Source organism: Streptomyces sp. NPDC016469, assembly GCF_040632905.1.
Classification (GTDB): domain Bacteria; phylum Actinomycetota; class Actinomycetes; order Streptomycetales; family Streptomycetaceae; genus Streptomyces.
Genome location: NZ_JBEYCQ010000033.1, coordinates 48,271 through 74,232, shown reverse-complemented (window position 1 = coordinate 74,232; position 25,962 = coordinate 48,271). Strand labels below are relative to the sequence as shown.

The following is a 25,962-nucleotide window of genomic DNA, read 5'->3' as shown; positions in this document are numbered from 1 at the left end:
GACCTGCTCGTCGTCTCGCTCGGCGGCCAGGGACAGTACAACCACGTCATCAACGACACGGGCTCCCCGACCTCCGGGACCTCGACCGTCCCGTCACAGGTGGTTTCGTTCCCGTAGGGCTTCAGCAGCTACGGACTCCGTTCGCCGGAGCCCTCCGCAACCACGCCCGCTCCGTCACTTCCGACGGGGCGGGTGTCGTCGTGTCAGGGGCGGCCGCCCGTCATCAGGGATTCGAGTCCGGCCAGGCCCTCCAGGACGAACGCGCCCAGGCCGCGCGCACCGACGGTGTCGATCCAGCGCTCGAAGGCGACCTTGAAGACGGCGATCCCCGCCTCGGCCGCCAGGCTCGCCGCCGGTTCACTGACGCCGCGCGCCCGCAGGGCCTCCCCCATCGCCGCGGCGAGCGAGGCGAGTTTCACCAGCTCGCGCTCCTGGAGCTCCGCGTTGGCCGTGATGATCCGCTGCCGCCGCCGGGCGTGCTCGTGGCGCTCGTCGAACACGGCCGCGGCCGCCTGGAGCCCTTCCGCCACCGCGTCCATCGGGGGCGCGGACGGGGGTGCCCCGGCGAGGCCGCTCACCAGGCGCTCCTGGAGCAGTGTGGAGCCCGCGAACAGCACCTCGCGCTTGTCCGCGTAGTGCCGGAAGAACGTGCGTTCCGTGAGCCCGGCCCGCTTGGCGATCTCGGTCACGGTCGTCTGCTCGTAACCCCGCTCGCCGTACAGCTCCATGGCGGCCTGCTCCAGCCTGCCGCGCGCGTTCGGCTCCCATCGACCCATGCGGCGAGTCTATGGGATGACAGTGACAGACATGAGAGCTAGGCTGATGACAGTCGCTGACATCGGGGTCGGCCGTGTGTTCCGCTGCCCGGCTCGTCAGCCTGTTCAGGAGGTTCCTCATGCGTGTATTCATCACCGGCGCGTCCGGCTGGATCGGTTCCGCGGTCGTTCCCGAGCTCATCGGGGCAGGTCACCAGGTCGTCGGGCTCGCCCGTTCGGATGCCTCGGCCGATGCGCTGGCCGCCGCCGGGGCCGAGGTGCGGCGCGGATCACTGGACGACCTGGACGTGCTGCGCGAGGCGGCCGCCGCCGCGGACGGGGTCGTCCATCTCGCCTTCAAGCACGACATCGCGTTCTCCGGGGACTTCCAGGGCGCCACCGACGCGGACCGCCGGGCCATCGACGCCTTCGGGGACGCGCTCGCCGGCTCCGGCAAGCCCTTCGTCATCGCGTCCGGGCTCCTCGGGCTGGCCCCGGGCCGGGTCGCGACCGAGGAGGACGGGCAGAGCGCAGACCCGGACGCGCCCACCGGGGGACCGGGCAGCCGCCAGGACAACGCGCGGGCGACGATCGCCCTCGCCTCCCGCGACGTCCGCTCGTCCGTCGTCCGGCTGCCCCCGACGGTCCACGGCGACGGGGACCAGGGCTTCGTCCCCGCCCTCATCGCCACCGCCCGCGCCAAGGGCGTCTCCGGCTACGTCGGCGACGGCTCCCAGCGCTGGCCGGCCGCCCACCGCGCGGATGCCGCCCACCTGTTCCGGCTCGCCCTGGAACAGGCCCCCGCCGGTTCCACGCTGCACGCGGCGGCCGAGGAGGGCGTCGCGCTGCGGTCCGTCGCCGAGACCATCGGCCGCCACCTCGGCGTCCCCACGGCCTCCGTCGCCCCCGAGGACGCGGCCGCTCACTTCGCCTGGCTGGGCGACGTGGTGAACCTCGACTCGCCCGCATCCAGCGCCCCGACCCGCGACCGCTTCGGCTGGAAGCCTGCCGGGCCGGGGCTCATCGAGGACCTGGAGCAGGGGCACTACTTCGGCGCGCCGGGGGCGTAACGCGTCACCGCGCCGCCTCACTGGTCGCGGCGGTGCACCGCGCACACCGCCACCGCCGCGGCCACCAGCGCCCACAGGGCGTACACGGTCCAGGCGCCCGCCTCGGACCACGGGTAGAGCTCGGGCGCGCCCTGCGCGAGGGCGCCGTCCCGCAGGCGCTCCCACCCACTCAGCGGCAGGGTGTGCCGGAGCACCGCCGTCAGGTGGCGGCGGTCGCTGAGGAGCATCGGGAGCAGGAGCAGCACCGCCACGCACGCCACGATCGACGTGCCCGTGTGCCGGATCACCGTGCCCAGCGCGAAGCCCGCGAGCGAGGCGACCGGGGCGAGCAGCGCGGAGGCGGCGAGGACCTGGAGCACGCCGGGGTCGCCGAGGGAGACGGAGGCGTCGCGCGCCGACAGGAACGCCTGCGTCGAGGCGAAGGAGGCGGCGGCGACGAGCACACCGAAGACCGTGCTGACGGCGGCGAGGACGACGGCCTTGGCGGCCATCACCGAGCGCCGGGCGGGCACGGCGGTGAAGGTGGTGCGGATGAGCCCCGTCCCGTACTCGCCGGTGACCGACACGGCGCCGATCGCGGCGAGGGCCAGCACCAGCACCAGGGCGGCGTTGTCGGTGAAGGCGTCGAGGAGCGCCAGGCGGTGGTGGGCGAAGAAGTCCTGGCTGCCCTTGTCGTACTGGTACCAGTACTTGTAGTGGTCGTAGGCCGTACCGGCGTTGAACGCGACGACGGCCAGCGCGCTGAGCGCGTACAGCCAGGGCGTCGAGCGCAGCGACCACGTCTTCAGCCACTCGGCGGCGATCAGGTCGGTGAAGCGCGCGGGGGGCCCGTCGTGCGTCACGGGGGCGGTGGGGGCGGTGGGTGCCGTGGTGGTCTTCGCCGTGGTCATCGGTGGTCTCCTGCCTGGTACTGGACGCTGTCCGCGGTGAGTTCCATGAACGCCTCCTCCAGCGAGGCGCCGAGGGGGGTCAGTTCGTGGAGCAGGACCCGGTGGCGCAGGGCGAGTTCGCCGATGCGTTCGGCGGGGAGCCCGGTCACGGAGAGCCGGTCGCCGTCCCCGGCCACCGAGGCGCCCTCGGCGGCCAGCAGCGGCGTCAGGTCCGCCGCGTCCGGAGTGCGTACGGTGACGCTGAGGCGGGTGGAGCGGGCGGCGAACGCGCTCAGGCTCTCGGCGGCGATGAGCGCGCCGCTCCCGATGACGACGAGCCGGTCGGCGGTGTGCTCCATCTCGGTCATCAGGTGGCTGGAGACGAAGACGGTACGGCCTTCGGCGGCGAGCCGGCGGAAGAGCCCGCGCACCCACAGCACGCCTTCCGGGTCGAGGCCGTTGAGCGGTTCGTCGAAGAGCAGGACGGGCGGGTCGCCGAGCAGGGCCGTGGCGATCCCCAGGCGCTGGCGCATCCCGAGCGAGAAGCCGCCGACGCGTCGGCGGGCCGCTGCCGCGAGGCCCACTTCGTCCAGGAGCTCGTCGACCCGGGCGCGGGGGATGCCGTTGCTCCGGGCCAGCACGGCGAGGTGGGCGCGGGCCGTGCGGCCGCCGTGGACGTCGCCCGCGTCGAGCAGGGCGCCGACGTGGCGCAGTCCGCGGGGGTGGTCGCGGAAGGGGCGGCCCCGGACGGTGGCCGTTCCGGCGGTCGGCTCGACGAGGCCGAGGAGCATGCGCAGGGTGGTGGTCTTCCCGGCCCCGTTGGGCCCGAGGAAGCCGGTCACCTCGCCCGGCCGGACGGTGAAGGTCAGGTCGTCCACGGCGGTGGTGCCGCCGTATCGCTTGGTCAGTCCGTTGGCTTCGATCATGGGACCCACCCTGCGGGGCGCGACCGGGCCGTGTCGTCGGGCCGTCGCTGACAACCGGGCGGGGCGGACTGCACCCGTGGGTGTACAACCGTGGGCCGATGCGCCGGTGTTCGGCACTGGTTACGCTCGGCACATGTCCAGCTCACCGGTCCTGCCCCAGCTCAAGCGCGTCCCCCCGGCCGCGTGGGTGGCGGCTGCCTGGTTCGGGGGCCTGGCGATGACCGTCCTCATGCGGGTGCGGATGCCCGGCGAGTACGAGGCGTCCGTCATGCGCGGGGTCCTCTTCTACCGCTGGGACGGCCTGCTGACGCATCTGCTGTCCACGGCCCTGCTGATCACCGGGTGTCTCCGCCTCGGCCGGCGCCCGCTGGGCGCCGTGGCGGTGCTGCTCGCCGCCTCGGCGCTGGCCACGATGCCGCTCGGCGTCACGGAGATCCCCCTGGCGCAGTTCCTGGCCGTCGATGTCGCCCTGTATTTCACGGCAGCCGCCCGCCCCCTGCGCACGGGCGTCCTCGCCCTCGTCATGTCGGTCGCCGTCCTGATCGCCTTCGTGGGCGGCCGGGCGCTCGCCGGCTGGCCCGCCGGCACCTCGGCGGAGGTGGCCGTCGCCCTGACGGCGGTCGTCGCCTGGCTGGTGGGCCGCTCGGTGCACGAGAGCCGCAAGCACGACGCGGAGCTGACGGCCAGGGCAACGGACCGGGCGATCGTCGCCGAACGGCTGCGCATCGCCCGCGAGATGCACGACGTGGTCGCGCACAGCGTCGGCATCATCGCCCTCCAGGCGGGCGCCGCGGCCAGGGTCGTGCACACCCAGCCGGACGCCGCCCGCGAGGCGATGAGCGCGGTGGAGGCGGCGGGCCGGGAGACGCTCTCGGGGCTGCGCAGAATGCTGGGCGCGCTCCGGGAGACCGGGCCCGGCCAGGACGCCGCGGGGCGCGAGGACGCGCCGCTGCGCCCCGCCGAGGGCCTGGCCGACATCGACCGGCTCGCCCGGGCCACGACCGCTGCCGGGGTCCGGGTCGAGGTGGACTGGCGGGGCGAACGACGGGCACTGCCACCGGAGTTGGAGCTTTCGGCGTTCCGGATCGTCCAGGAGTCGGTGACCAACGTGGTGCGCCATGCGGAGACCGACGCCTGCCGGGTCCGCGTCGAATACGGCGAAGAGGAGCTGACCATCGAGATCACGGACCGGGGCCGGGGCGGGGACCGGGGCGCGGGCCGCTCCACGGGGCGCGGAGCGGCCCCCGGGTTCGGCCTGGCCGGGATGCGGGAGCGGGTCGCCCTGCTGCACGGCGAGTTCGCCGCCGCCCCGGCCCCGGGCGGCGGCTTCCGGGTCGCGGCCCGGCTGCCGGTGCCCGCGCCGGAGCGTGCGCGGGAGGCGATACCGGCGCCCCCGGAGCCGGAGCCGGAACCGGCGCGGGGAGCGGCGGCATGAGCGGCGGTACGAGCGGCGGCGGGCGCCCCGACGCGCCCGTGGACGCCGCCCAGGACGCGGACGGTGCGATGGCCGCCCCTCCCCCGGTCCGCGTCGTGCTCGCGGACGACCAGCCGCTGGTGCGGGCCGCTCTGCGCATGGTCATGGCGGACACCCCGGACATCGAGGTGGTCGGCGAGGCGGGGACGGGCGAGGAGGCGGTCCGGCTGACCGCCCGACTGGCGCCGGACGTCGTCGTGATGGACATCCGGATGCCCGGCATGGACGGCATCGAGGCCACCGAGCGGATCACCGCACAGGGCGGCGATGCGCATGTGGTGGTCCTGACGACGTTCGACGACGACGATTACGTGTACGGGGCGCTGCGCGCCGGGGCGGCCGGGTTCCTGGTCAAGGACATGGCGCTGGACGACATCCTGGCGGCGGTCCGGGTGGTGGCGTCCGGCGACGCCCTGATCGCCCCGGGCGTCACCCGGCGGCTGATCAAGGAGTTCGCGGCCCGTCCCGCGCCCTCCGCGCCGGTCCCGGCGCCCTTGTCCGCGATCACCGAACGGGAGCGGGAGGTGCTGGTGCTGGTCGGCGGCGGGCTCTCGAACGCGGAGATCGCCGAGCGCCTGGTCATCAGCGTCGCCACGGCGAAGACGTATCTCACCCGCCTGCTCGCCAAGCTGGGCGCGCGGGACCGGGTGCAGCTGGTCATCATCGCGTACGAGGCGGGGCTGGTGTCCCCGGGGCGGTGACACCCGTCCGCGGTGCGTGAGAGGGGCTGCTACAACCAGCCCTTCTCGCGCGCCATGCGGACCGCCTCGGCACGGTTGCGGGCGGCCAGCTTCTGGATCGCCATGGAGAGGTAGTTGCGGACGGTGCCCTGGGAGAGGTGGAGGGCGGCGGCGATCTCCGCGTTGGTCGAGCCGTCGGCGGCGGTGCGCAGGACCTCGCTCTCGCGGTCGGTCAGCGGGTTGGCGCCGTCGGCGAGGGCGGCGGCGGCGAGGCCGGGGTCGATGACGCGTTCGCCGGCGAGCACCTTGCGTACCGCTTCGGCGAGCTGGGAGGCGGGGGCGTCCTTGACCAGGAAGGCGTCGGCGCCCGACTCCATGGCGCGGCGCAGATAGCCGGGCCGGCCGAACGTCGTGACCACCACGACCTTCACGTCCGGCAGGGCCTCGCGGAGCCGGGCCGTCGCCTCGATGCCGGTCATGCCGGGCATCTCGATGTCCAGGAGGGCCACGTCGACGGAGTGTTCCCGGGCCGCCGCCAGGACCTCGTCGCCCCGGGCGACCTGGGCGACCACCTCGATGTCCGGTTCCAGTCCGAGGAGCGCCGCCAGGGCCTCGCGCACCATGGACTGGTCCTCCGCGAGGAGAAGTCTGATCATGCTCATTCCGCGGATCCTAGGCCGGATTCGAACGGAATGCTGAGGACCATGGTGAAGCCTTTGCCCGAACGGGGCTGGGTGGCCCGGGTGGTGAGGGTGCCGTCCACCGAGGCGAGGCGTTCGGTGAGCCCGGTGAGGCCGTTGCCGGGCGTGGTTCCGGCGGCGCCCCGGCCGTCGTCGGCGACGGTCAGTTCGAGCACCCGCCCGTCCAGTGTCTGACGGGGTGCCAGGGTCACCGTGCAGCGGTGCGCACCGCTGTGGCGTACGACGTTGGTGACGGCCTCCCGCAGCCCCCAGGCGAGCACCTCCTCCGCCTTCTCGGGCAGTCCGTCGGGGATGGCGGCCGGGACGTCGGCGTCGACCCCGGCGGCGGCCAGCGCGGTGCGGGCCCCGGCCAGTTCGCCGGGGAGGGTCGGCCGGCGGTATCCGGTGACGGCACTGCGTACGTCCACCAGGGCCTGGCGGCTGACCTGTTCGATGTCCGCGACCTGGGCGGCCGCCAGTTCGGGCCGGTCGGGGAGCATCCGGCCGGCCAGCTCGCTCTTGAGGGTGATCAGCGAGAGGGAGTGGCCCAGCAGGTCGTGCAGATCGCGGGCGAGACGCAGGCGCTCCTCGTTGGCGGCCAGCTGCGCGACGGTGGCCCGGGCCTGGCGCAGCTCGATCGTGGTGCGGACCAGCTGCCGTACGCCGGTCATCGCGAAGCCGCCCAGCAGGGCGGGGAAGACCAGGGCGGTGACGGTCTCGCGCGGGTCCTCCAGAGTCGCGCCGACGCCCACCAGGACGGCGGTGACGACGGGGATCAGCCACCGCGCGGTCCGCAGCGGCATCGTGGCACCCGCCGACACCGCCACGTACACGAAGAGGACCAGCCAGGGCGTGCCGAACGTCAGCGCCAGCAGGACCGCCAGGACCCCGAGGAAGGCGAGCGATGCCCGGACCCGGAAGAGGTCGAGCGCCTTCGACGTGTGCCGGAAGACCAGGACGAGGTAGGCACCGACGAAGACCAGCAGTCCGAGGACGCCGAGCGCGGTCGCCCACCGGGTGTGGTTGCCGTCGGCGAGGTCCTTGACCGGTGCGCTCATGAAGGCGAGCCAGATGCCGATCCACAGCAGCTTGATCCCGGCCTGGCGGGCGGTCGCGGGCGGCCGCCCCAGCCCCACCGACGTCTCGTCGTCGTTCACGCCTTCAGGGTGTCCTTCCGGTAGAGCCAGGCCGCGCCGCCCGCGAAGAGCAGGAAGTAGACACAGAGGACGGCGACGTCCTTGGCGTGCGGCGCGCCGCCCATCTCGACGGCCTGGCCGAGTGCAGCGTACGCGTGCGTGGGAAGCCACTCGGAGATGTTCTGGAGCCAGTGCGGGAAGGTCGCGCTGGGCATCCAGAGGCCGCCGAGGATGGAGAGCCCGAAGTAGATGATCATCGTGACCGGGCGGACCGCGTCCCCGCTGGTGAGGTAACCGATGGCGACGCCGAGGGCGGCGAAGACCAGGGAGCCGGCCCAGATGACGCCGGTCAGGGCGAACCACTGCCAGAGGTCGAAGCGGACGTGTTTGACCGAGGCGGCGACGAGGAAGACCACGACGATGCAGGGCAGGGTGACCATGGCGGCGCTGGCGATCTTCGCCAGGACATAGCCCCGGCCGGGCAGCGCGGTCAGCCGCAGCTGGCGCACCCAGCCCTTCTCGCGCTCCTTGGCGATGCGCTCGCTGTTGCCCATGAGGACGGCGGTCAGCGCGCCGAAGGAGGCCATGGAGACCATGAAGAAGGACTGGAGGGTCAGATCGGTGTGCGGGATCTTGTCGGTGTCGTTCTGGGTGCCGGAGATCAGCAGGTAGATCACCGACGGGTAGATGACCGAGAAGAACATGAACTTCTTGTTCCGCAGGGTGCGGGTGACTTCGAGCCGGATCAGAGTGTTCACGAGTGCTTGGCCTCCTCGGCCTCGGTGATGGCGACGAATGCCTGTTCCAGGCCGAGTCCGGCGACTTCCAGCTCGCGCGGGTACAGACCGAGGCCGTAGAGGGCGTGCACGGTCGCGTCGGCGTTGTGCGACTGGATGCGCACCCGCCGGCCGTTGATGTCGAGCGAGGCGAGGAACGGCAGTGCGCTCAGGGCGGCCCGGTCGATCGCGCCCTCCAGCTCGAAGGCGATCCGGCGGGCCCCGGCCTTCGCCTTGATCTCGGCGGCGGTGCCGTCGGCGAGGAGGCGGCCCTTGTGCAGGACCAGGACGCGGTCGGCGATCGCGTCGGCCTCTTCGAGGTAGTGGGTGGCGAACAGAACGGTACGGCCCTGCTCGGCCTGTTCGCGCATGGTGGCCCAGAACGCCTGGCGGGCGGTGACGTCCATGCCGGTCGTCGGCTCGTCGAGGACGATGAGGTCGTTGGCGCCGGCGGTGGCCAGTGCGAACCGCACGCGCTGCTCCTGGCCGCCGGAGAGCTTGTTGACCATCCGGCCGGCGATCGACGCGATGCCCGCACGGGCCAGCACCTCGCCGACCGGGTGGGGGCGGGGGTGCAGATCGCAGGCCAGCCGGACCAGTTCCTCGACGGTGACGTCCTCCATCAGGCCGCCGCTCTGCAGCATGGCGCCGACCCGGCCGGCCTTGATGGCCCCCTGCGGGGTGGTGCCGAAGAGGCTGACCGTGCCGGAGTCGGCGGTGCGCAGGCCGAGGAGCAGGTCGAGGGTGGAGGACTTGCCGGCTCCGTTGGGGCCGAGGAGCGCCACGGTCTCGCCGGGATGCAGGTCCAGGGTGAGCCCGTCGACGGCGCGTACGTCTCCGTAGACCTTGCTGACCTGGTCGAAGCTGACCACCGCGGTCCTCGTCGCGGTCGCTCCGGTGGCTGTCGTTGTCATGCGTCCAGCCTGGCCGACCGGAGGGTGCGCGCGGCAGGGTCAGCGGTCGTGGATCCGGGATGACAGATGTCATGCGCCGGGGGTGACGGGTGTGCGGGGGCCGGATGCGGGGAAGCCGCCACCCCGGCCGGGGTACGGTTCCGCCCGTTCACGCCACCGCCCCCGGCCGGGGTCCGGTCGGGGGCGGGTCGGACGGGGTGCGGGCGGGTCAGCCGTTGCCGTCGAGGTCGATCGTGACCGTGCGCTCGGCGGGGGTCTTCCCCAGCAGCGCGCCCTTCATGGCATAGGCCACGTCGTCCGCGCTGAGCTGGTGCTTCTTGCCGTCGCCCTTGGTGATCATGATGCCGTCGAAGACACCGGCGAGGAGCCGGTCGATGGCCTTCTTGTCGTAGACGTCGACCAGCTTCCCGTCGACCGGCTTCATCGACAGGATCTGTGGCAGCGACTTCGCCGGGCCGAACGGGATCTGCTTTCCGCCGGCCTTGATGACGATCAGACCGGACATCGCGGGCTCCGCGAACTCCTTCATCGCCCGGTCCAGTTCGGCCTGGGTGATGGTGGGTTCCTTGGAGACGACGGGCAGTTCGACGGGCCTGGAGCTGCCGGTCTCGACCTGGGCGCGGTAGGCGTCCCGGACGGAGCCCATCGCCTTGTTCACGTCGATCGCCTTGCCGGCCTTGCCCGGTACGGCGACGGCCTTGCCCGGCTCGAACTTGATGGTGCCGTCCTTCGCGGTGCCCGAGGCGCCGGCCAGGTCCTGGAGCGCGACGCCCAGCTTCTCCTCGTCCACCGGGAAGACCGGCTCGACGGTCCGCTCGCCGCCGAAGAGCGAGCCGATCACGGAGACCGGGTTGTAGTCGCTGCCGGCCGCGGCGCGCACCGTGGCCTGGCTGTCCAGGGAGAGCCCGGCCTTGTCCGGGGCGAGCTGCGTCTCCTTGCCGTCCACGGTCAGCTTGAGCGGGGTCGCGGCGCGCTTGGCGAGCGCGGCGTCCAGCTTCTCGACGCCGTCCTCCTTCGTGCCGCCGCCGATGTCGACGCCGAGGACCGTCGTGCCCTTGGGTACGTCGGAGTGGTTCATCAGGAGTCCGGCGCCGTACGCGACACCGAGCAGGCAGACGGCCGCCGCGCCGAGCAGGACCAGCTTCGAGCGGCCCTTCCTGGCGGGCGCCGGCTTCGGAGCGGGCCGGGCCGCCGCGGCCGGCCGCGGCGCCGCGGCTCCGGGTCCGCCAGGGCCCCCGGGCCCACCGGGTCCGGTGCCCATCGGGTCGCCCGGGACGTTCCGGTCGCCGGGCACGACGGGGATGCCGCTGTTCAGCGTGTCACCCGAGACGTTGCCGCCGGGGCCGCCCGGGATCGGGGCGAACTGCGGGGTGAGGATGGCGGTGTCGTCGGACATGCGCGGCGGCACACCGCCCTGCCCGGGGCCGCCCGGATTCCGCGGACCTGGGCCCGTCGGGAAGGGGCCGGAGCCGTCGAGGTTCGGGGTGAGCGGCGAGGTGCCGGCGGCCGGGCCCGTGGTGGGGCCGGCCGGGCCCGGCGGGCGGACGCCCAGGTCGGGGGTGGAACCCGGGCCGCCCGGGCCCTCGCCGGGGCCCTCCGGGAAGTCGCGCCGCGGGCCGTCCGAGAAGTACGGCAGGTCGGTACGGGGGCCGGAGGGCGGGGAGACGCGGCCGGGACCGGGAGCACCGGGGCCGGTCGGGGCGCCGGGGCCACCGAAGCCGCCAGGCCCACCCGTCACACCAGCACCGCCGGACCCGCCGACACCACCAGGCCCGGCCGGAGCGCCCGGACCACCAGCCGCACCCGGACCACCGGCACCGCCCGGACCACCGGCACCGACCGGCGTCGGGAAGCCCGCGCCGTCCGTGTCGCCGCCGGGCCGTCCGTCCGTCGGGGGCGTCGCGGCCGCCGGGGGCTTGCGGGGGGCGAACCAGTCGCTGCCGCTCTTCTCCTTGGCCGGCTTGTCGGACTCCGCCGGGTCCGCGTCCGCGCCGCCCTCCGCGATCGGTGCCTGGGGCGTCTGCGGTGCGCCGCCCGGCGCGGACGCGCCCGGACGCGGGGTCGAGCCGGTGCGCTCGCCCTCGCCGTCGGCGTCGCTCATGGGCGTACGCATGACAACAGGCGGGATGGGGCGCGAGCCCGGGATGTTGATCCGGATGCGCGTCGTCAGCGTCGTCTCGGTCTTCGGCTCGTCGGACCGGTCCGCACCGCCGGGTTCCCGGGATCCTTCCTGGGCGTCCTGCGACGGGTGCGTCGACGGATACTGGCGGGATCCGTACGGCGGCGTACCCGAGGGGTACGCGGCTCCTCCGCGACCCTGGGGCCCGGAGGACGAACTGTCAGTTTCACGACTCAAAGCAGGTTCTCCCGATTGGCTCCGCCGCCCGTACTCCCCCGTGCCGCAGCCCGGGCGCGCGAACCACCATACTGGCCGCCGCCCGCACACACCCCGCGACCGGGGGAAACGACTGCGCACCCCCCGTACGGGCGGGGGGCATTACGGGATCGGACGGAGCACATTACTTGGCAGGTCGACCGCTTTCGGCCCGCTGTCCGGACGATCGCGGCATGGTGGCACAGATCACAGCGATGGCCATTCCGCCCAGCATGAAGAGCCCGAGGCCGAGCGCGTCACCGAAGACATAGTCCCCTTCGGGCCGCCCGCCGAGCAGAAAGACGACCGAAATCAGCCATCCCGCCGCCGGCGCCACCGCTCCCGGCTGGGTGCCCGTCAGCGTGCGCCCGCCGTAGAAGAGGCCGGCCGCGGCCGCCAGGGCGAGGAGCAGCCCGCCGGGGAACCAGGCGGGCTGGACGAGCGTCCCGGCGATGCCCACGACGGCACCGAGGACCGCGAGCCCGAACAGGGCGGCGATCCGGGCGGGGTTGAGGGGGGCGGCCATACCGCCGGCCGGAATGACCTTCTTCTGCGCTTCCGTCCGGCTGCCGCCGGCCCGCGCCCTGCTGCTGCCGCTCACCGGCCGGCCCCCGGCACACCCGCGAAGAGGTCCCGTTCGCGTTCGCCCGCCGGAGCGCCGGGGACCCCGGCGGCCAACTCGTAGTACTCCGTGGTGAACACGGGCTGCCCCAGGTCGTTCGACAGGGCGAAGTACGGCCCCTGGACGGCGATCTGGGTGGCGTGCGCCCGCATCGCGGCGGTCTTCGCGTCCTCGTGCCCCGCGCCGTCGATCTCGGTGGTGATCCGGTCGTCGTCCACCACACCCGGTACGTCGCCGATCGCGGCGATCCCCGGGAACGCGTCCGGGGCCTCGGCGCGCAGCGCGGCGAATCCCTCCTCGGCGACCGAGCGCGGCACCCGGTTCCAGTAGACCTTCGCGACGGCGTGCGGGGCACCCGAGCCGGGGCGGTACGCGGCGTCGGCGGCCAGCTCCGCGGCGCGGGTGGCGACCCGGTGGGCCTGGATGTGGTCGGGGTGCCCGTAGCCCCCGTCGGGGTCGTACGTCACCAGGACCTGGGGGCGCACCTCACGGATCACCTCGACGAGGTGTCCGGCGGCCTCGTCGAGGTCGGCCGACCAGAAGGCGCCGGGGCGGCGGTTCTGCTCGGCGCCCATCATCCCGGAGTCCCGGTAGCGGCCGGGGCCTCCGAGGAAGCGGTGGTCGGTGACGCCCAGCTCCTTCATGGCCGCCGCCAGTTCGCCGACGCGGTACGGGCCCAGTGCGTCGTCGCGGTCGGCGGCGAGGTGGGCGAGCGCGGGCGGGATGATCTCGCCCTCCTCGCCGAGCGTGCAGGTCACCAGCGTGACCAGGGCGCCCTCGGCCGCGTACCTGGCCATGGTGGCGCCGTTGTTGATCGACTCGTCGTCCGGGTGCGCGTGCACCAGGAGCAGCCGCCGGGCGGGAAGGTCCGTCATGGGGACCAGCCTACGAGCCCGCGGGGCGGCCGCCCGCCGACGGGTGACCGCGTCAGAACTTGATGCCGCCGATCATGCCCGCCACGTTCGTGGTCAGCTCGGAGATGGTGGGCGCGATGGACGAACTGGCGAGATAGAAACCGAGCAGCGCGCAGACGACCGCATGTCCTCCCTTCAGTCCGGACTTCCGGATCAGCAGGAAGACGATGATCGCCAGCAGCACCACCGCCGAAATCGAGAGCGCCACGGCGGTTCACCTCCATCTGTACGGTCGGGACGGGCAGCACGCGTGGAGCCAGCAGGTTCATACCCACCGAGCGCTACGGATCATAACTATCCGTGGCAACGCATTGTTCGGGGCACAGCAGCACGAGGGGCGCACGGACGGGCGCGGCCGATAGGTTCGGCGCATGACTTCGTCAGAGATCACGTTTCCGCTCCAGTTGGCCCGGACCATGAGATTCACCCTTGGGGCACCGCGCGCGTTCACGGTGTCACCCGACGGTGGACGCGTGGTCTACCTGCGCTCGGGTTCGGGCACGGACCGCGCGGGGCAGCTCTGGGTGCTGGACCTGGACGAGGGCACCGGGCCGCGAGAACGCCTGGTGGCCGATCCTCTGGCGTTGCTGGGCGGTTCGGAGGAGCGTCTGTCGGCGCAGGAGCGCGCCCGGCGGGAGCGCAGCCGCGAGGGCTCGTCGGGGATCGTGGGCTACGCGCTGGACGGGTCCGCCGAGCTGGCCGCTTTCGCGCTCTCCGGGAAGGTGTACGTCGCGGATCTGGGCGCGGGCACGGCGCGCGCGCTGCCCGTTCCCGGCCCGGTGATCGATCCGCGCCCCTCCCCGGACGGGCGACACGTCGCCTATGTGTCCAAGGGTGCCCTGCGCGTCGTCGGTGTGGACGGCGAGGCGGACCGGGCACTCGCGGAGCCGGAGGACGGCCATGTCACGTACGGGCTGGCCGAGTTCATCGCGGCCGAGGAGATGAGCCGCAACCGGGGCTACTGGTGGTCGCCGGAGTCCGACCGGCTGCTGGTGGCCCGGGTGGACGACAGCCCCGTGCGGCGGTGGTGGATCGCCGACCCCGCGCATCCCGAGCGCAAGCCGGCCGAGGTCGCGTACCCCGCGGCGGGCACGCCCAACGCGGTGGTGGGGCTCCACGTCGTGGACCTGGAAGGCAAGCGCACCGAAGTGGAGTGGGACCGGGCGCGGTTCCCCTATCTGGCCCGGGTGCACTGGTCCTCGTACGGGGCTCCGCTGCTGCTCGTCCAGGCCCGGGACCAGCAGAGCCAGCTGTGCCTGGCGGTGGACCCGGAGACCGGGGCGACCCGGACCGTGCACGCGGACGAGGACGAGGTGTGGCTGGAGCTGTTCCCCGGGGTGCCCGCGTGGGCGCCGGACGGGCGGCTCGTACGGATCACGGACGAGGGCGGGGCGCGGCGGCTCGCGCTCGGCGACCGGACGCTGACCGGGGGCCGGCTGCACATCCAGTCGGTGCTGGACATCGGGGACTCCGACGTCCTGGTGTCGGCGTCGGCGGGCGCGGAGGCGGAGGAGCCGGAGACCGGCGAGAGCCATGTGTACCGGGTCAACGAGCTGGGCGTCGAGCGGGTCTCCGAGGGCGTCGGTGTGCATACGGCGGTCCGGTCGGGCCGGGTGACGGTGCTGGTCTCGGCGACGCCGGAGCGGCCCGGGTCGACGGCGCGGGTGCTGCGGGACGGCAAGGAGATCGCCGTCGTGGAGAGCCGCGCGGAGCGCCCGGTGCTGACCGCGCGGCCGGTGTTCACCGAAGGGGGCGCACGGCGGATTCCGTGCGCCGTGTTGCTCCCCACCGGGTACTCGGAGTCGGACGGTCCGCTTCCGGTCCTCATGGACCCGTACGGCGGACCGCACGGCCGGCGGGTCGTGGCCGCCCACAATCCGCATCTCACCTCGCAGTGGTTCGCGGACCAGGGCTTCGCGGTCGTCGTCGCCGACGGGCGTGGGACGCCCGGCCGTTCACCGGGCTGGGAGAAGGCGGTCAAGGACAATCTGGCCCTCAGCCTCGACGATCAGGTGGAGGCCCTGCACGCGCTCGCCGAGCGCTTCCCGCTCGATCTGGAGCGGGTGGCCATCCGGGGCTGGTCGTTCGGCGGCCTCCTGGCCGGGCTGGCCGCGCTGCGGCGGCCCGACGTCTTCCACGCGGCGGTCGTCGGCGCCCCGGTGACCGACCAGCGGCTCTACGACACCCATTACACCGAGCGCTACCTGGGCGACCCGGCGGAGAACCCGGAGGTGTACGCGTACAACTCGCTGGTCACCGACGCGGGCCTGTCGAACGCGGCCGACCAGGTGCGGCCCATGATGATCATCCACGGTCTCGCGGACGACAACGTGGTCGTCGCGCACAGCCTGCGGCTGTCGTCGGCGCTGCTCGCCGCGGGCCGGCCGCACGAGGTGCTGCCGCTGAGCGGGGTGACCCACATGACCCCGCAGGAGAAGGTGGCCGAGAACCTGTTGCTGCTCCAGGTGGACTTCCTGAAGCGGTCGCTGGGGCTCTGAGCTACCAGCCGGGCGGGGGCTGCGAAGGCGGCGGGGGCGGGCCGAATCCGCCGCTGCCGCCCTGCGGGTAGCCGTAGCCGGGCCGCTGTCCGGGGTACGGGGGCGCGGCCGGCGCGGGGCCCCAGCCCGGGCCGCCGCCGGCCCACGGGTCCTGGCCCGGGGCGCGGACCTGCCCCGGCACGGCGAGGGCGATGAGCGCGGCCACGGCGGCGAGGACCTGGAAGAACGAGCTGAGCTGGCTGAGCTGGAGCTCGACCGGCAGGTCACCGAAGTGCTGGAGCATGTCGTAGTGCACGATCCGGACCACCCCGAACACCCCGCCCGGCAGCAGCACCGCCGCGGCCACCAGGCCGAACGGGCGGGCGTGCGGGGCCCGGGCCACGGCGCTGATCCCGGCGGCCACGCACAGCAGGGCCAGCATCACGGTGGCCCAGCCCGGCGGCGGACCGGTCAGGTACTGCCCGATCCGGTCACCGCCCACGTACCAGTCGGGGAAGAGCTCCGGGTCCCGGACGATCTGGCGGATCTCCCAGGCGATCAGCACGAGCCCGGCGGCGCCCAGCGCCAGGAACGCGAGCACGCCCGCGCCGGGGCCCGGCCCGGTCGGCGTCCGCTCGTAGGAGTCGGCGGGTGGCCGGCGGCCCGCTCCGGCGGTGATGATCATCGCGGCGGCCGCGGCGAGGGCGGCGAAGGCACAGATCAGGGCCCGAGAGCGCAGGTCGTCGGGGTACGCGGTCTCCATCCGGCGGGTGCCGATGGTCCAGAGTCCGGGGAGCCGCACGGTGAGGGTGACCACGCCGGCGACGACGAGCGCGGACGCGGCGGACGCGGCGCGCAGAGCGGCCACGGCGACGGCCACGTACACCACGAACAGGACGAGGTCCGTGCCCGAGGTCGTGGGGACGGCCCGCATCCGGTTGTCGTACAACCCGGCCCAGTAGCGCCACAGTTGTCCGAAACCGATCGCATCGACGTCCCGTATCAGCCAGCACGCGACGATCACCGCGAGCACGGCGGACAGGACGGCTCCGGTGACTCTTGCTCCGCGGGTGAGTATCACACCCGCGATACTTCCGTGCGTCCGCCCTCCGGACAAGAGGGCCTGCGCCGCCGCGTGCACGGCGACCGGCCGGGGGGCGTCACACCCCGCCGGCCGGTCCACGGCACCCGCACGGCCGTACGTTGTCCATGGTGCCGCGTCCGTATATCGGGGACGTTGCCCGTGTGTTAACGACGCGTCAGACGGCCCGGCTGCTCCCCGAGGGCGGGGGCGGGCCCTCGTCGCGGTCCGTCGGTCCGGGCTGTTCCGCCGCCTCCGCGGCGCGCTCCGCCGCCTCCTCCTGGCCGCCCTCCCCCGGCACCGAACCGAGCGTGCCCTCGGGCGGGACCACCCGCTTCTCCTCCGCGAAGTGGCAGGCGGAGGCGTGCCGGGCCGGGCTGTCCACGTCCAGGAAGGCCGCCGGGACCGCCAGCAGCGGCACCTCCAGCTCGCACCGCTCCTGCGCCTTCCAGCAACGGGTGCGGAAGCGGCAGCCGGAGGGCGGATTGGCGGGCGAGGGCACGTCGCCGTGCAGGATGATCCGCTCGCGGTACTCCCGCGCCGCGGGGTCCGGCACCGGCACGGCGGAGAGCAGCGCCTGCGTGTACGGGTGCGTGGGGTGGTCGTAGATCTCCGCGTCGGTGCCGATCTCCACGAACCGGCCCAGGTACATCACGCCGACCCGGTCGGAGATGTGCCGCACGATCGACAGGTCGTGCGCGATGAAGACGTAACTCAGGTTGAACTCCGCCTGGAGCCGGTCCAGCAGGTTGACGACCTGCGCCTGGACGGAGACGTCGAGCGCGGAGACCGGTTCGTCGGCGACGATGATCTCCGGGTTGAGCGCGAGGCCGCGGGCGATGCCGATGCGCTGGCGCTGGCCGCCGGAGAACTGGTGCGGGTAGCGGTTGATGTACTCCGGGTTGAGCCCGACGACGTCGAGCAGCTCCTGCACCTTGCGGCGCCGGCTGCCCTTCGGGGCGACCTCGGGGTGGATCTCGTACGGCTCCCCGATGATGTCGCCGACCGTCATGCGCGGGTTGAGCGAGGTGTACGGGTCCTGGAACACCATCTGGATGTTGCGGCGCACGGCCTTGAGCGCGCGGCCGGACAGCTTGGTGATGTCCTCGCCCTTGTACCGGATGGAGCCGGCCGTCGGCCTCTCCAGGTGCACGAGCAGCCGGGCGACCGTCGACTTGCCGCAGCCGGACTCCCCCACGACGCCCAGCGTCTCGCCGGCCCCGAGGTCGAAGGTGACCCCGTCGACGGCCTTGACCGCGCCGACCTGCTTCTTGATGAGGACGCCCTGGGTCAGCGGGTAGTGCTTGACGAGGTCGCGCACCTCCAGGATCGGTTCGCCGCCCGCGTACGCGCTCTGCCGGCGCGACTTGGACAGCAGGGTGCGCGCCGTCTCGCCCTCCTCTCGCGCTTCCTTGCGCCCCGAGTGGTCAGCGTGCATCGAGCGTCTCCTTCCAGAAGTGGCAGGCGCTCTGTCGGTGCTCGGCCACGTCGTACAGCGGCGGCACGTCGGTGCGGCAGACGTCCTGGGCCATCGGGCAGCGCGGGTTGAAGGCGCAGCCGGGCGGGATGTGCAGCAGGTTGGGCGGCAGGCCCTTGATCGCGTACAGCTCCTGGCCCTTCTGGTCCAGGCGCGGAATGGAGGCCAGCAGGCCCTTGGTGTACGGATGGGCGGGCGCCTTGTAGATGTCGTGCACGGGCGAGGTCTCGACGATCCGGCCCGCGTACATCACGGCGATCTTGTCGGCGACGTCCGCGACCACGCCGAGGTCGTGGGTGATGAGGATCAGGCCCATGTTCAGTTCGCGCTGGAGCTCCGCGAGCAGGTCCATCACCTGGGCCTGGACGGTGACGTCCAGGGCGGTGGTGGGTTCGTCGGCGATGATCAGGGAGGGCTCCAGGGCGAGCGCCATGGCGATCATGATGCGTTGGCGCATGCCGCCGGAGAACTGGTGCGGGTAGTTGCCCACCCGCTCCTTGGCGGCGGGGATGCGGACCCGGTCCATCAGCTCGACGGCCCTGGCCTTCGCGTTCTTGCGGGACATCCCGCGGTGCACGACGTACATCTCGCCGAGCTGCTCGCCGACGGTCAGAACGGGGTTGAGGGAGGACAGAGCGTCCTGGAAGATCATGGCCATCTCCTGGCCGCGGATCTTCCGGCGCTCCTCCTTCTTCATGGTCAGCAGGTCGCGGCCCTTGAACAGGATCTCGCCCTGCGGGATCTTTCCCGGGGGCATGTCGAGGATGCCCATGACCGCCTGTGCGGTGACCGACTTCCCGGAGCCCGATTCACCGAGGACCGCCAGCGTCTCGCCCTCGGCCACCGAGTAGTTGACCCCGTTGACGGCCTTCACGACTCCGTCCCGGGTGTGGAACTCCACGTGCAGATCGCGCACTTCGAGCAACATGGCAGCGGACTCCTCAGCGCAGCTTGGGGTCGAGGGCGTCGCGCACCGCGTCGCCGAGCATGATGAAGGCCAGCACCGTGACCGCCAGCGCGCCGGCGGGCCAGAGGAGCATGTGCGGGGCGTTGCGGATGTACTGCGACGCGGCCGAGATGTCGATGCCCCAGGAGACGGCGGGCGGCTTCAGGCCGACGCCGAGGAACGACAGGGTCGCCTCCAGCGAGATGTACGTGCCCAGCGCGATGGTCGCGACGACGATGACCGGGGCGACGGCGTTCGGCGCGATGTGGCGCAGCATCATCCGGCTGTTGGACGCGCCGAGGGCCCGGGCGGCCTGGACGTAGTCGTTGTGCTTGGCGGTGATGACGGAGCCGCGGGCGATGCGGGCGATCTGCGGCCAGCCGAGCAGGACGATGAAGCCGATCACCGGCCAGACGGTGGAGCTGGTCACCACGGAGAGGAAGACCAGGCCGCCGAGGACCACGGGGATGCCGAAGAAGATGTCGGTGAGCCGGGACAGGAACGCGTCCCACCAGCCGCCGAAGAACCCCGCGAGGCCGCCGAGGACGCTGCCGATCAGGGCGACGCCGAGGGTGGAGCAGATGCCGACGGTGACGGAGTTGCGGGCGCCGTAGACGACGCGGGTGTAGACGTCGCAGCCCTGTCCGTCGAAGCCGAAGGGATGGCCCGGCTGGGAGCCCTGCTGGGCCTTGCCGAGGTCGCAGTCGAGCGGGTCGCCGGACGCGATGAGCTGCGGCCAGATCGAGATGACCACCAGGAAGAGGATGATCAGCGCGGAGATGATGAAGACCGGGTTGCGGCGCAGGTCGCGCCAGGCGTCGGACCACAGGCTCTGCGGTTTGGTGTCCGGCCCGGTCCCCTCGGGGCCGCCGGGGGTCTTCTCCAGGCTGTCGCCCTCCGCGAGCGCGAGGTCCGTCGGCCCGCCGGCTCCGGCGGCCGAGATCGCCTCGTCCGGTGTCTGCTCAGGCATAGCGGATCCTCGGGTCGAGTACGGCGTAGAGGAGGTCGACGATCAGGTTGGCCGCCAGGAAGACGAGCACCAGGACGGTGACGAAGCCGACGACGGTCTGCGAGTTCTGGCGCAGGATGCCCTGGTAGAGCTGGTAGCCGACGCCGTGGATGTTGAAGATCCGCTCGGTGACGATCGCCCCGCCCATCAGGGCACCCACGTCCGTACCGATGAAGGTGACGACCGGGATCAGCGAGTTGCGCAGCAGGTGCCGGATGACCACGCGGCGCCGGGGCAGCCCCTTGGCGGTCGCGGTACGGACGTAGTCGGCGCGGGTGTTCTCGGCGATCGAGGTCCGGGTGAGCCGGGTGACGTACGCCAGCGAGACGGAGGCGACGACCAGGCCCGGGATGAGCAGCTCGTTCAGCGGGGCCTCGGGCGAGACGGACGGCTTGATGACGCCCCACTCGACGCCCAGGAGCAGCTGGAGCAGCAGACCGGTGACGAAGGTCGGGACGGAGATCACGATCAGCGTCAGGATGAGGACGGTGGTGTCGACCGGCCGGCCGCGGCGCAGCCCGGTGACGACGCCGAGGCTGATGCCGATGACGATCTCGAAGACGATCGCGACGAGGGTGAGGCGGATGGTGATGGGGAACGCGGTGCCCATCAGCTCGGTGACCTTCTGCCCGTTGAAGGCGGTGCCGAAGTCGCCGGTGAAGACGTTGCCCATGTAGGTGAGGTATTGCTGCCACACCGGCTTGTCGAGGCCGAACTCCGTGCGGAGTTGGGCGGCGGTCGCCGGGTCGCACTGGCGGTCGCCGCAGAGACCGGCGATGGGGTCACCCATCACGTTCACCATCAGGAAGATCAGCAGCGTGGTGCCGAAGAAGACCGGGATCATCTGCAGCAGCCGCCGGATCACATAACGTCCCATGAAGGGCTCCGGGGGTCGCGGGGACGGAGGCTGAGGAGTCGGGGGACGGGGAAGCCGGGCGGCCGGTGCGTCACCGCACGGGTCACCCGGCTTCGTCCCCTTACTTGACCTTGATCTGCTCGTACACCGGGACGCTGAACTGGTTCAGCGAGACGTTGGTGACGTTCTCCGAGTAGCCGGCGCTGCCGTTCTGGTACCAGAGCGGGATGACGGGCATCTGCTGGACCATGACCTTCTCGGCGTCCTGGAAGGTGGAGACGGCCTTGGCCTTGTCGGACTCGGCGTTGGCCTTGTCCACGAGGTCGTCGAACTGCTTGTTGTTCCACTTGCCGTCGTTGGACGAGGCGTTGGTGTAGTAGACGGGCTGCAGGAAGTTCTGGATGAGCGGGTAGTCCATCTGCCAGCCCGCGCGCCAGGCGCCGTGCAGCTTCTGCTGGGAGACCTGGCTGCGGAAGTCGGCGAAGGTGCCGACGGGGGCGCCCACGCACGCCTTGTTGTTGCCCATGACCTTGTTGATGCTGTTGCAGACGGCGTCGACCCATTCCTTGTGCGAGCCGGTGTCCGCGTTGTACGAGATCTTGAGCTGGCCGCCGGGGATGCCGCCGCCGTCCTCGATCATCTTCTTGGCCTCGGCGGCGTTGTACGTGCACTCCTTGCCGCAGAGCCCCTTCTTGAAGCCGCCCTCCTCGCCGAGGACCGGGGAGGTCCAGTCGGACGCGGGGGTGCGGGTCTTCTGGAAGATCTGGTCGGTGATCTGCTGGCGGTTGATCGCCATCGACAGGCCCTGGCGGACCTTGACCGCGCCGGGGGTGTTCCAGTTCTTGTCGTAGAACGGGAAGGCGAGGGTCTGGATGATGCCGGCCGGGGTGTTGATGTAGCGGTCGCCGAGGTCCGACGTGACGTTCTTGAGCTGCGAGGCGGGCACGTCGTCCACAAGGTCGAGGTTGCCGGCCGTCAGGTCGGTGTAGGCGGTGTTGTTGTCGGTGTAGACCTTGAGGTCGATGCCGCCGTTCTGGGCCTTGTCGTCCCCGGGGTAGTCGTCCCACTTGCGCAGGCTCATCGAGGAGCCCTTGGTGTACTTGTCGATGGTGTACGGGCCGTTGCCGACGGGCTTGGAGAGCCAGCCGGCGTGGTCGGTGTAGAAGGTCTTGGGGAGCGGGGCGAAGGCCGGGTAGCCGAGGGTGTCGGGCCACAGGGAGAATTTCTGCGACAGCTTGACCGTGAAGGTCTTGTCGTTCACGACCTTGAGGCCGGACAGCTTGGTGGCGCCGGCCTTCCCGGACTCGGGGTGGACCTTGTCGTAGCCGTCGATGTAGCCGAAGAAGTAGGCGTTCTTCTGGTTGTTCTTCAGGAGGGCGCCGTAGTTCCAGGCGTCCACGAAGGACTTGGCGGTGATCTTCTCGCCGTTGCTGAAGGTCCAGCCGTCCTTCACCGTGACCGTGAAGTTCTGGTTGTCCTTGGTCTCGATCTTCTCGGCGAGCATGTTCGTGGCCTCGCCGGTCTTCGGGTCGTACTTCTTCAGACCCCGGAAGATCATGTCGAGCACCTTGCCGCCCTGCACCTCGTTGGTGTTGGCCGGCTCCAGCGGGTTCTGCGGGTCGCCCCAGGACGAGCTGACGATGCCGTCGGCGCCACCTCCACCGCCACCGCTGTCGCCCCCGCCGCAGGCCGTCGCCGCCAGGGCGACTGCCGCCGCGCATGCGGCCCACTTGACGTGCGTGGCTCCGCGCATGGAGTGCCTCCTCGTTCTGCTCCGGCTTACGTGAGGTCAAATATCGCCTCATAGGAGGATGAGTGCACTCGTACTGCGGCCGAAAGTGTCGGTCGCAACTGAAGGGAACCACCGGGGCCCGGACGCGACCCGCGTCCGGCCGCCGGATCGCCACCGTGTGCGGGGCCACCAGCGCGGCTCCTTCCGGCATAGCACGAGTCGCGTCGTCGGCCGGTTTCCGCAGCGCGGTCCCGCCGCTGCCGCCCTGTTCATCGAACCCACGCAAAAGCGCCCGGCCGGAAAATCGGCCGGGCGTCTATGCGAATTCCCCACGACTCGGGTCAGACGTTGCTGGCGTCGCTCACCCTGAACGGATAGCCCTGACCATTGCACTTCGAGTAGGTTTTGGTGCTCGACTCGTAGAGGCACGTCTCGGCCTCAAGAGTGCTGTCCTCCGCGAAGTCCTTGTTGCACTTGGCCCAGGACGGGGAGCCGTGGTTGTTTATACAGACGCCCTGGCGAATCAGCTTTCCGTTGCGCATGTTCCACCACTTCACCGCGACTGACTTGCCGTCCGCCAAGCCGTCCAGAAGCCACCAGACGTCACCGTAGGACTGGAACGCGGACATCTCGTTCCCACCGACTCCCGCCGCCCCCTGATACCACCAGCCACTGCTGGTGTAGTTCGGATTGGCGCTCGTCTTGACCGCGTAATCCGTCTCGAAGGTGACCGCGGAGGCGTGGGGGGCTACAGCAAAGTTAACCCCCACGCAGATCATGGCGGAAGAAAAGATTCCAATCGCAGAACGAGCCTTCATTTCCCATCACTTCCTTTTTCGAAATCCCCCGTCGTCCGCCGACCCTAATGGTCACGGGGCCCAGCCGCGCAGCCACTGCAGCGATGATCGAGCGTGCTTCGAGGCACATTGGGTCCGGTACGGAAAAGGCGCCCCGGAACCGATCGGTTCCGGGGCGCCTTCGTCGCGCGCGGCGGGTTACGAGGCCGCGTGCACCACGTCCTTCTCCTCAGCGAAGTGGCAGGCCGACTCGTGGGCGGCCGGCGTCTTCGAGGCCTTGAAGCGCTCGGGGACCGCGAGGAGCGGCACCTCGGTGGCGCACTTGTCCTGGGCCTTCCAGCAGCGGGTGCGGAAGCGGCAGCCCGACGGCGGGTTGGCCGGGGACGGGACGTCGCCGGTGAGGATGATCCGCTCGCGGCCCTCGCGGGCCTCCGGGTCGGGGACCGGGACCGCCGACAGCAGCGCCTGGGTATAGGGGTGCGTCGGGTGGTCGTAGATCTGGGCGTCCGTACCGATCTCGGCCATCTTGCCGAGGTACATGACGCCGACCCGGTCGGAGATGTGCCGGACGATCGACAGGTCGTGCGCGATGAAGAGGTAGGAGAGGTTGAACTCGTCCTGGAGCTTCTCCATCAGGTTGACGACCTGCGCCTGCACCGACACGTCGAGCGCGGAGACCGGCTCGTCGCAGATGATGATCTCCGGGTTGAGCGCGAGGCCGCGGGCGATGCCGATGCGCTGGCGCTGGCCGCCGGAGAACTGGTGCGGGTAGCGGTTGATGTACTCCGGGTTGAGCCCGACGACGTCCAGGAGCTCCTGGACCCTGCGCCGCCGGTCGCCCTTGGGCGCCACCTCGGGGTGGATCTCGAACGTCTCACCGATGATGTCGCCCACCGTCATACGGGGATTGAGCGAGGTGTACGGGTCCTGGAACACCATCTGGATGTTGCGGCGGACGGCCTTCAGGGCACGGCCGGACAGCTTGGTGATGTCCTGGCCCTTGTAGAAGACCTCGCCGGCGGTGGCCCGCTCCAGCGTCATCAGGAGCTTGGCGACGGTGGACTTCCCACAGCCGGACTCGCCCACGATGCCGAGCGTCTCGCCCGCGTACAGGTCGAACGAGATGCCGTCGACGGCCTTGACCGCGCCGACCTGCTTCTTGAAGAGGATGCCCTGCGTCAGCGGGAAGTGCTTGACGAGGTTGCGCACCTGGAGGATCGGCTCCCCCTGCGACACGGGCGCGTCGATGGCGGCTACGGCCTCCGCCTCGCTCGCCGCGTCGACGGTCTCCACCTCGGAGACGTTGGGGGTGGCGTCCACGGACTCCTTCGAGATGTCAGCCATGGATCGTCTCCTTCCAGAAGTGACAGGCGCTGCGGCGGCCGGCCAGCTCGGTGCCGTCCTGCTCGGTCACCGGCTGGAGGACCGGAACGTCCGAACGGCAGATGTCCTGGGCCATGGTGCAGCGCGGGTTGAAGGCGCAGCCCGACGGCACGTGCAGCAGGTTGGGCGGCAGGCCCTTGATCGCGAAGAGCTCCTGGCCCTTCTGGTCCAGGCGCGGGATCGAGGCCAGCAGACCCTTGGTGTACGGGTGCGCGGGGCGCTTGTAGATCTCGTGCACCGGGGCGGTCTCGACGATCCGGCCCGCGTACATCACCGCGATCTTGTCGGCGACGTCCGCGACGACACCCAGGTCGTGGGTGATCAGGATCAGGCCCATGTTGTACTCGCGCTGGAGTTCCGCGAGCAGGTCCATCACCTGGGCCTGGACGGTCACGTCGAGCGCGGTGGTCGGCTCGTCCGCGATGATCAGGTCCGGCTCCAGGGCGAGCGCCATCGCGATCATGATGCGCTGGCGCATACCGCCGGAGAACTGGTGCGGGTAGTCCGAGACCCGGGCCGCGGCGGCCGGGATCTTCACCTGGTCCATCAGCTCGATGGCCTTGGCGCGGGCTTCCTTCTTGGAGAGGCCCTGGTGGACCCGGAACATCTCGCCGAGCTGGTAGCCGACGGTGAGCACCGGATTCAGCGAGGACAGTGCGTCCTGGAAGATCATGGCGATCTTCTGGCCGCGGATCTTCCGGCGCTCCTCGTAGGACATCTTGAGCATGTCCTGGCCGCGGAAGAGGATCTCGCCCTGCGGGATCTTCCCGGGCGGCATGTCGAGGATGCCCATGATGGCCTGCGCCGTCACGGACTTGCCGGAGCCGGACTCACCGAGCACGGCGAGGGTCTCCCCGGCGTCCACGCTGTAGTTGACCCCGTTGACCGCCTTGGCCACACCGTCGCGGGTGTGGAACTCCACGTGCAGGTCACGGACTTCGAGCAGGGGACCGACGTGGTCGTCACCCCGGCGTGCGGACGGGACTTCGGCGGTCTTGTTGATGGTGGCCACGT

24 protein-coding genes are annotated in these 25,962 nt (G+C 71.6%); 4 read left to right on the top strand and 20 right to left on the bottom strand.

Annotated elements, in window-relative coordinates; genetic code table 11:
• Positions 1-203: 203 nt before the first annotated feature.
• Positions 204-776: a TetR family transcriptional regulator gene (locus ABZ565_RS29690; RefSeq protein ID WP_361033484.1), complete on the bottom strand. Its 573-nt coding sequence runs from the start codon at positions 774-776 to the stop codon at positions 204-206.
• A gap of 119 nt (positions 777-895) precedes the next feature.
• Here ABZ565_RS29690 and ABZ565_RS29685 point away from each other — a divergent pair, with 119 nt between their 5' ends.
• A complete protein-coding gene (locus ABZ565_RS29685; RefSeq protein WP_361033481.1) occupies positions 896-1,825 on the top strand; it encodes an SDR family oxidoreductase in 930 nt (309 codons plus the stop codon).
• A 17-nt stretch (positions 1,826-1,842) separates the two neighbouring features.
• Here ABZ565_RS29685 and ABZ565_RS29680 read toward each other — a convergent pair whose 3' ends face one another.
• Both ABZ565_RS29680 and ABZ565_RS29675 read right to left on the bottom strand, forming a co-directional pair.
• On the bottom strand, positions 1,843-2,715 hold the full coding sequence (locus tag ABZ565_RS29680; RefSeq protein ID WP_361033478.1) for an ABC transporter permease: 873 nt from the start codon (positions 2,713-2,715) through the stop codon (positions 1,843-1,845).
• Positions 2,712-3,620, bottom strand: coding sequence for an ABC transporter ATP-binding protein (locus ABZ565_RS29675; protein ID WP_361033475.1), 909 nt, complete (start codon positions 3,618-3,620; stop codon positions 2,712-2,714). The genes ABZ565_RS29680 and ABZ565_RS29675 overlap by 4 nt, the downstream gene beginning before the upstream one ends.
• 133 nt (positions 3,621-3,753) lie before the next feature.
• On the opposite strand from ABZ565_RS29675, the gene ABZ565_RS29670 reads away from it, so the two are divergent.
• Complete coding sequence (locus ABZ565_RS29670; protein WP_361033472.1) at positions 3,754-5,055, top strand: histidine kinase; 1,302 nt, start codon at positions 3,754-3,756, stop codon at positions 5,053-5,055.
• A gap of 68 nt (positions 5,056-5,123) precedes the next feature.
• Entirely contained in the window at positions 5,124-5,795 is a 672-nt protein-coding gene (locus ABZ565_RS29665) for a response regulator transcription factor (protein ID WP_361033511.1), read from the top strand.
• A gap of 29 nt (positions 5,796-5,824) precedes the next feature.
• Here the strand turns inward: ABZ565_RS29665 and ABZ565_RS29660 are convergent, their stop codons facing one another.
• The 8 genes from ABZ565_RS29660 to ABZ565_RS29625 form a co-directional block, all read right to left on the bottom strand.
• Positions 5,825-6,436 carry a response regulator transcription factor gene (locus ABZ565_RS29660; RefSeq protein ID WP_361033469.1) on the bottom strand — a complete coding sequence of 204 codons (612 nt, stop codon included), beginning with the start codon at positions 6,434-6,436 and terminating at the stop codon, positions 5,825-5,827.
• On the bottom strand, positions 6,433-7,611 hold the full coding sequence (locus tag ABZ565_RS29655) for a sensor histidine kinase (RefSeq protein WP_361033466.1): 1,179 nt from the start codon (positions 7,609-7,611) through the stop codon (positions 6,433-6,435). Before ABZ565_RS29655 ends, ABZ565_RS29660 begins: the two co-directional genes overlap by 4 nt.
• Positions 7,608-8,348 carry an ABC transporter permease gene (locus ABZ565_RS29650; protein ID WP_361033463.1) on the bottom strand — a complete coding sequence of 247 codons (741 nt, stop codon included), beginning with the start codon at positions 8,346-8,348 and terminating at the stop codon, positions 7,608-7,610. The genes ABZ565_RS29655 and ABZ565_RS29650 overlap by 4 nt, the downstream gene beginning before the upstream one ends.
• Complete coding sequence (locus ABZ565_RS29645; RefSeq protein WP_361033460.1) at positions 8,345-9,280, bottom strand: ABC transporter ATP-binding protein; 936 nt, start codon at positions 9,278-9,280, stop codon at positions 8,345-8,347. Before ABZ565_RS29645 ends, ABZ565_RS29650 begins: the two co-directional genes overlap by 4 nt.
• Positions 9,281-9,488: 208 nt before the next feature.
• The gene (locus ABZ565_RS29640) at positions 9,489-11,381 is read right to left on the bottom strand and encodes a peptidoglycan binding domain-containing protein (protein WP_361033457.1); all 1,893 of its coding nucleotides are present in this window, start codon (positions 11,379-11,381) and stop codon (positions 9,489-9,491) included.
• Positions 11,382-11,799: 418 nt separating this feature from the next.
• Positions 11,800-12,255, bottom strand: a complete 456-nt coding sequence (locus tag ABZ565_RS29635; RefSeq protein ID WP_361033454.1) for a DUF6113 family protein — start codon at positions 12,253-12,255, stop codon at positions 11,800-11,802.
• Positions 12,252-13,151, bottom strand: a complete 900-nt coding sequence (gene mshB / locus ABZ565_RS29630) for an N-acetyl-1-D-myo-inositol-2-amino-2-deoxy-alpha-D-glucopyranoside deacetylase (RefSeq protein WP_361033451.1) — start codon at positions 13,149-13,151, stop codon at positions 12,252-12,254. Before mshB ends, ABZ565_RS29635 begins: the two co-directional genes overlap by 4 nt.
• 52 nt (positions 13,152-13,203) lie before the next feature.
• Positions 13,204-13,398, bottom strand: coding sequence for a hypothetical protein (locus ABZ565_RS29625; protein ID WP_018100847.1), 195 nt, complete (start codon positions 13,396-13,398; stop codon positions 13,204-13,206).
• Positions 13,399-13,561: 163 nt separating this feature from the next.
• Between ABZ565_RS29625 and ABZ565_RS29620 the strand changes: the two genes are divergently transcribed.
• A complete protein-coding gene (locus ABZ565_RS29620) occupies positions 13,562-15,688 on the top strand; it encodes an alpha/beta fold hydrolase (RefSeq protein WP_361033448.1) in 2,127 nt (708 codons plus the stop codon).
• A 1-nt stretch (position 15,689) separates the two neighbouring features.
• Here ABZ565_RS29620 and ABZ565_RS29615 read toward each other — a convergent pair whose 3' ends face one another.
• From ABZ565_RS29615 to ABZ565_RS29575, 9 genes are all read right to left on the bottom strand, one after another.
• Positions 15,690-16,748, bottom strand: a complete 1,059-nt coding sequence (locus ABZ565_RS29615; RefSeq protein WP_361033445.1) for a hypothetical protein — start codon at positions 16,746-16,748, stop codon at positions 15,690-15,692.
• Positions 16,749-16,926: 178 nt separating this feature from the next.
• Positions 16,927-18,186, bottom strand: coding sequence for a dipeptide ABC transporter ATP-binding protein (locus ABZ565_RS29610; RefSeq protein WP_361033442.1), 1,260 nt, complete (start codon positions 18,184-18,186; stop codon positions 16,927-16,929).
• Complete coding sequence (locus tag ABZ565_RS29605; protein ID WP_361033439.1) at positions 18,176-19,153, bottom strand: ABC transporter ATP-binding protein; 978 nt, start codon at positions 19,151-19,153, stop codon at positions 18,176-18,178. The genes ABZ565_RS29610 and ABZ565_RS29605 overlap by 11 nt, the downstream gene beginning before the upstream one ends.
• Before the next feature lie 13 nt (positions 19,154-19,166).
• Positions 19,167-20,141: an ABC transporter permease gene (locus ABZ565_RS29600; RefSeq protein WP_361033436.1), complete on the bottom strand. Its 975-nt coding sequence runs from the start codon at positions 20,139-20,141 to the stop codon at positions 19,167-19,169.
• On the bottom strand, positions 20,134-21,057 hold the full coding sequence (locus ABZ565_RS29595; RefSeq protein ID WP_361033433.1) for an ABC transporter permease: 924 nt from the start codon (positions 21,055-21,057) through the stop codon (positions 20,134-20,136). Before ABZ565_RS29595 ends, ABZ565_RS29600 begins: the two co-directional genes overlap by 8 nt.
• Positions 21,058-21,157: 100 nt before the next feature.
• Entirely contained in the window at positions 21,158-22,789 is a 1,632-nt protein-coding gene (locus ABZ565_RS29590; RefSeq protein WP_361033430.1) for an ABC transporter substrate-binding protein, read from the bottom strand.
• 320 nt (positions 22,790-23,109) lie between these two features.
• Entirely contained in the window at positions 23,110-23,586 is a 477-nt protein-coding gene (locus tag ABZ565_RS29585; protein WP_361033427.1) for a hypothetical protein, read from the bottom strand.
• A gap of 177 nt (positions 23,587-23,763) precedes the next feature.
• A complete protein-coding gene (locus ABZ565_RS29580) occupies positions 23,764-24,909 on the bottom strand; it encodes a dipeptide ABC transporter ATP-binding protein (RefSeq protein WP_361033424.1) in 1,146 nt (381 codons plus the stop codon).
• Positions 24,902-25,960 carry an ABC transporter ATP-binding protein gene (locus tag ABZ565_RS29575; protein ID WP_361033421.1) on the bottom strand — a complete coding sequence of 353 codons (1,059 nt, stop codon included), beginning with the start codon at positions 25,958-25,960 and terminating at the stop codon, positions 24,902-24,904. Before ABZ565_RS29575 ends, ABZ565_RS29580 begins: the two co-directional genes overlap by 8 nt.
• Positions 25,961-25,962 lie beyond the last annotated feature (2 nt).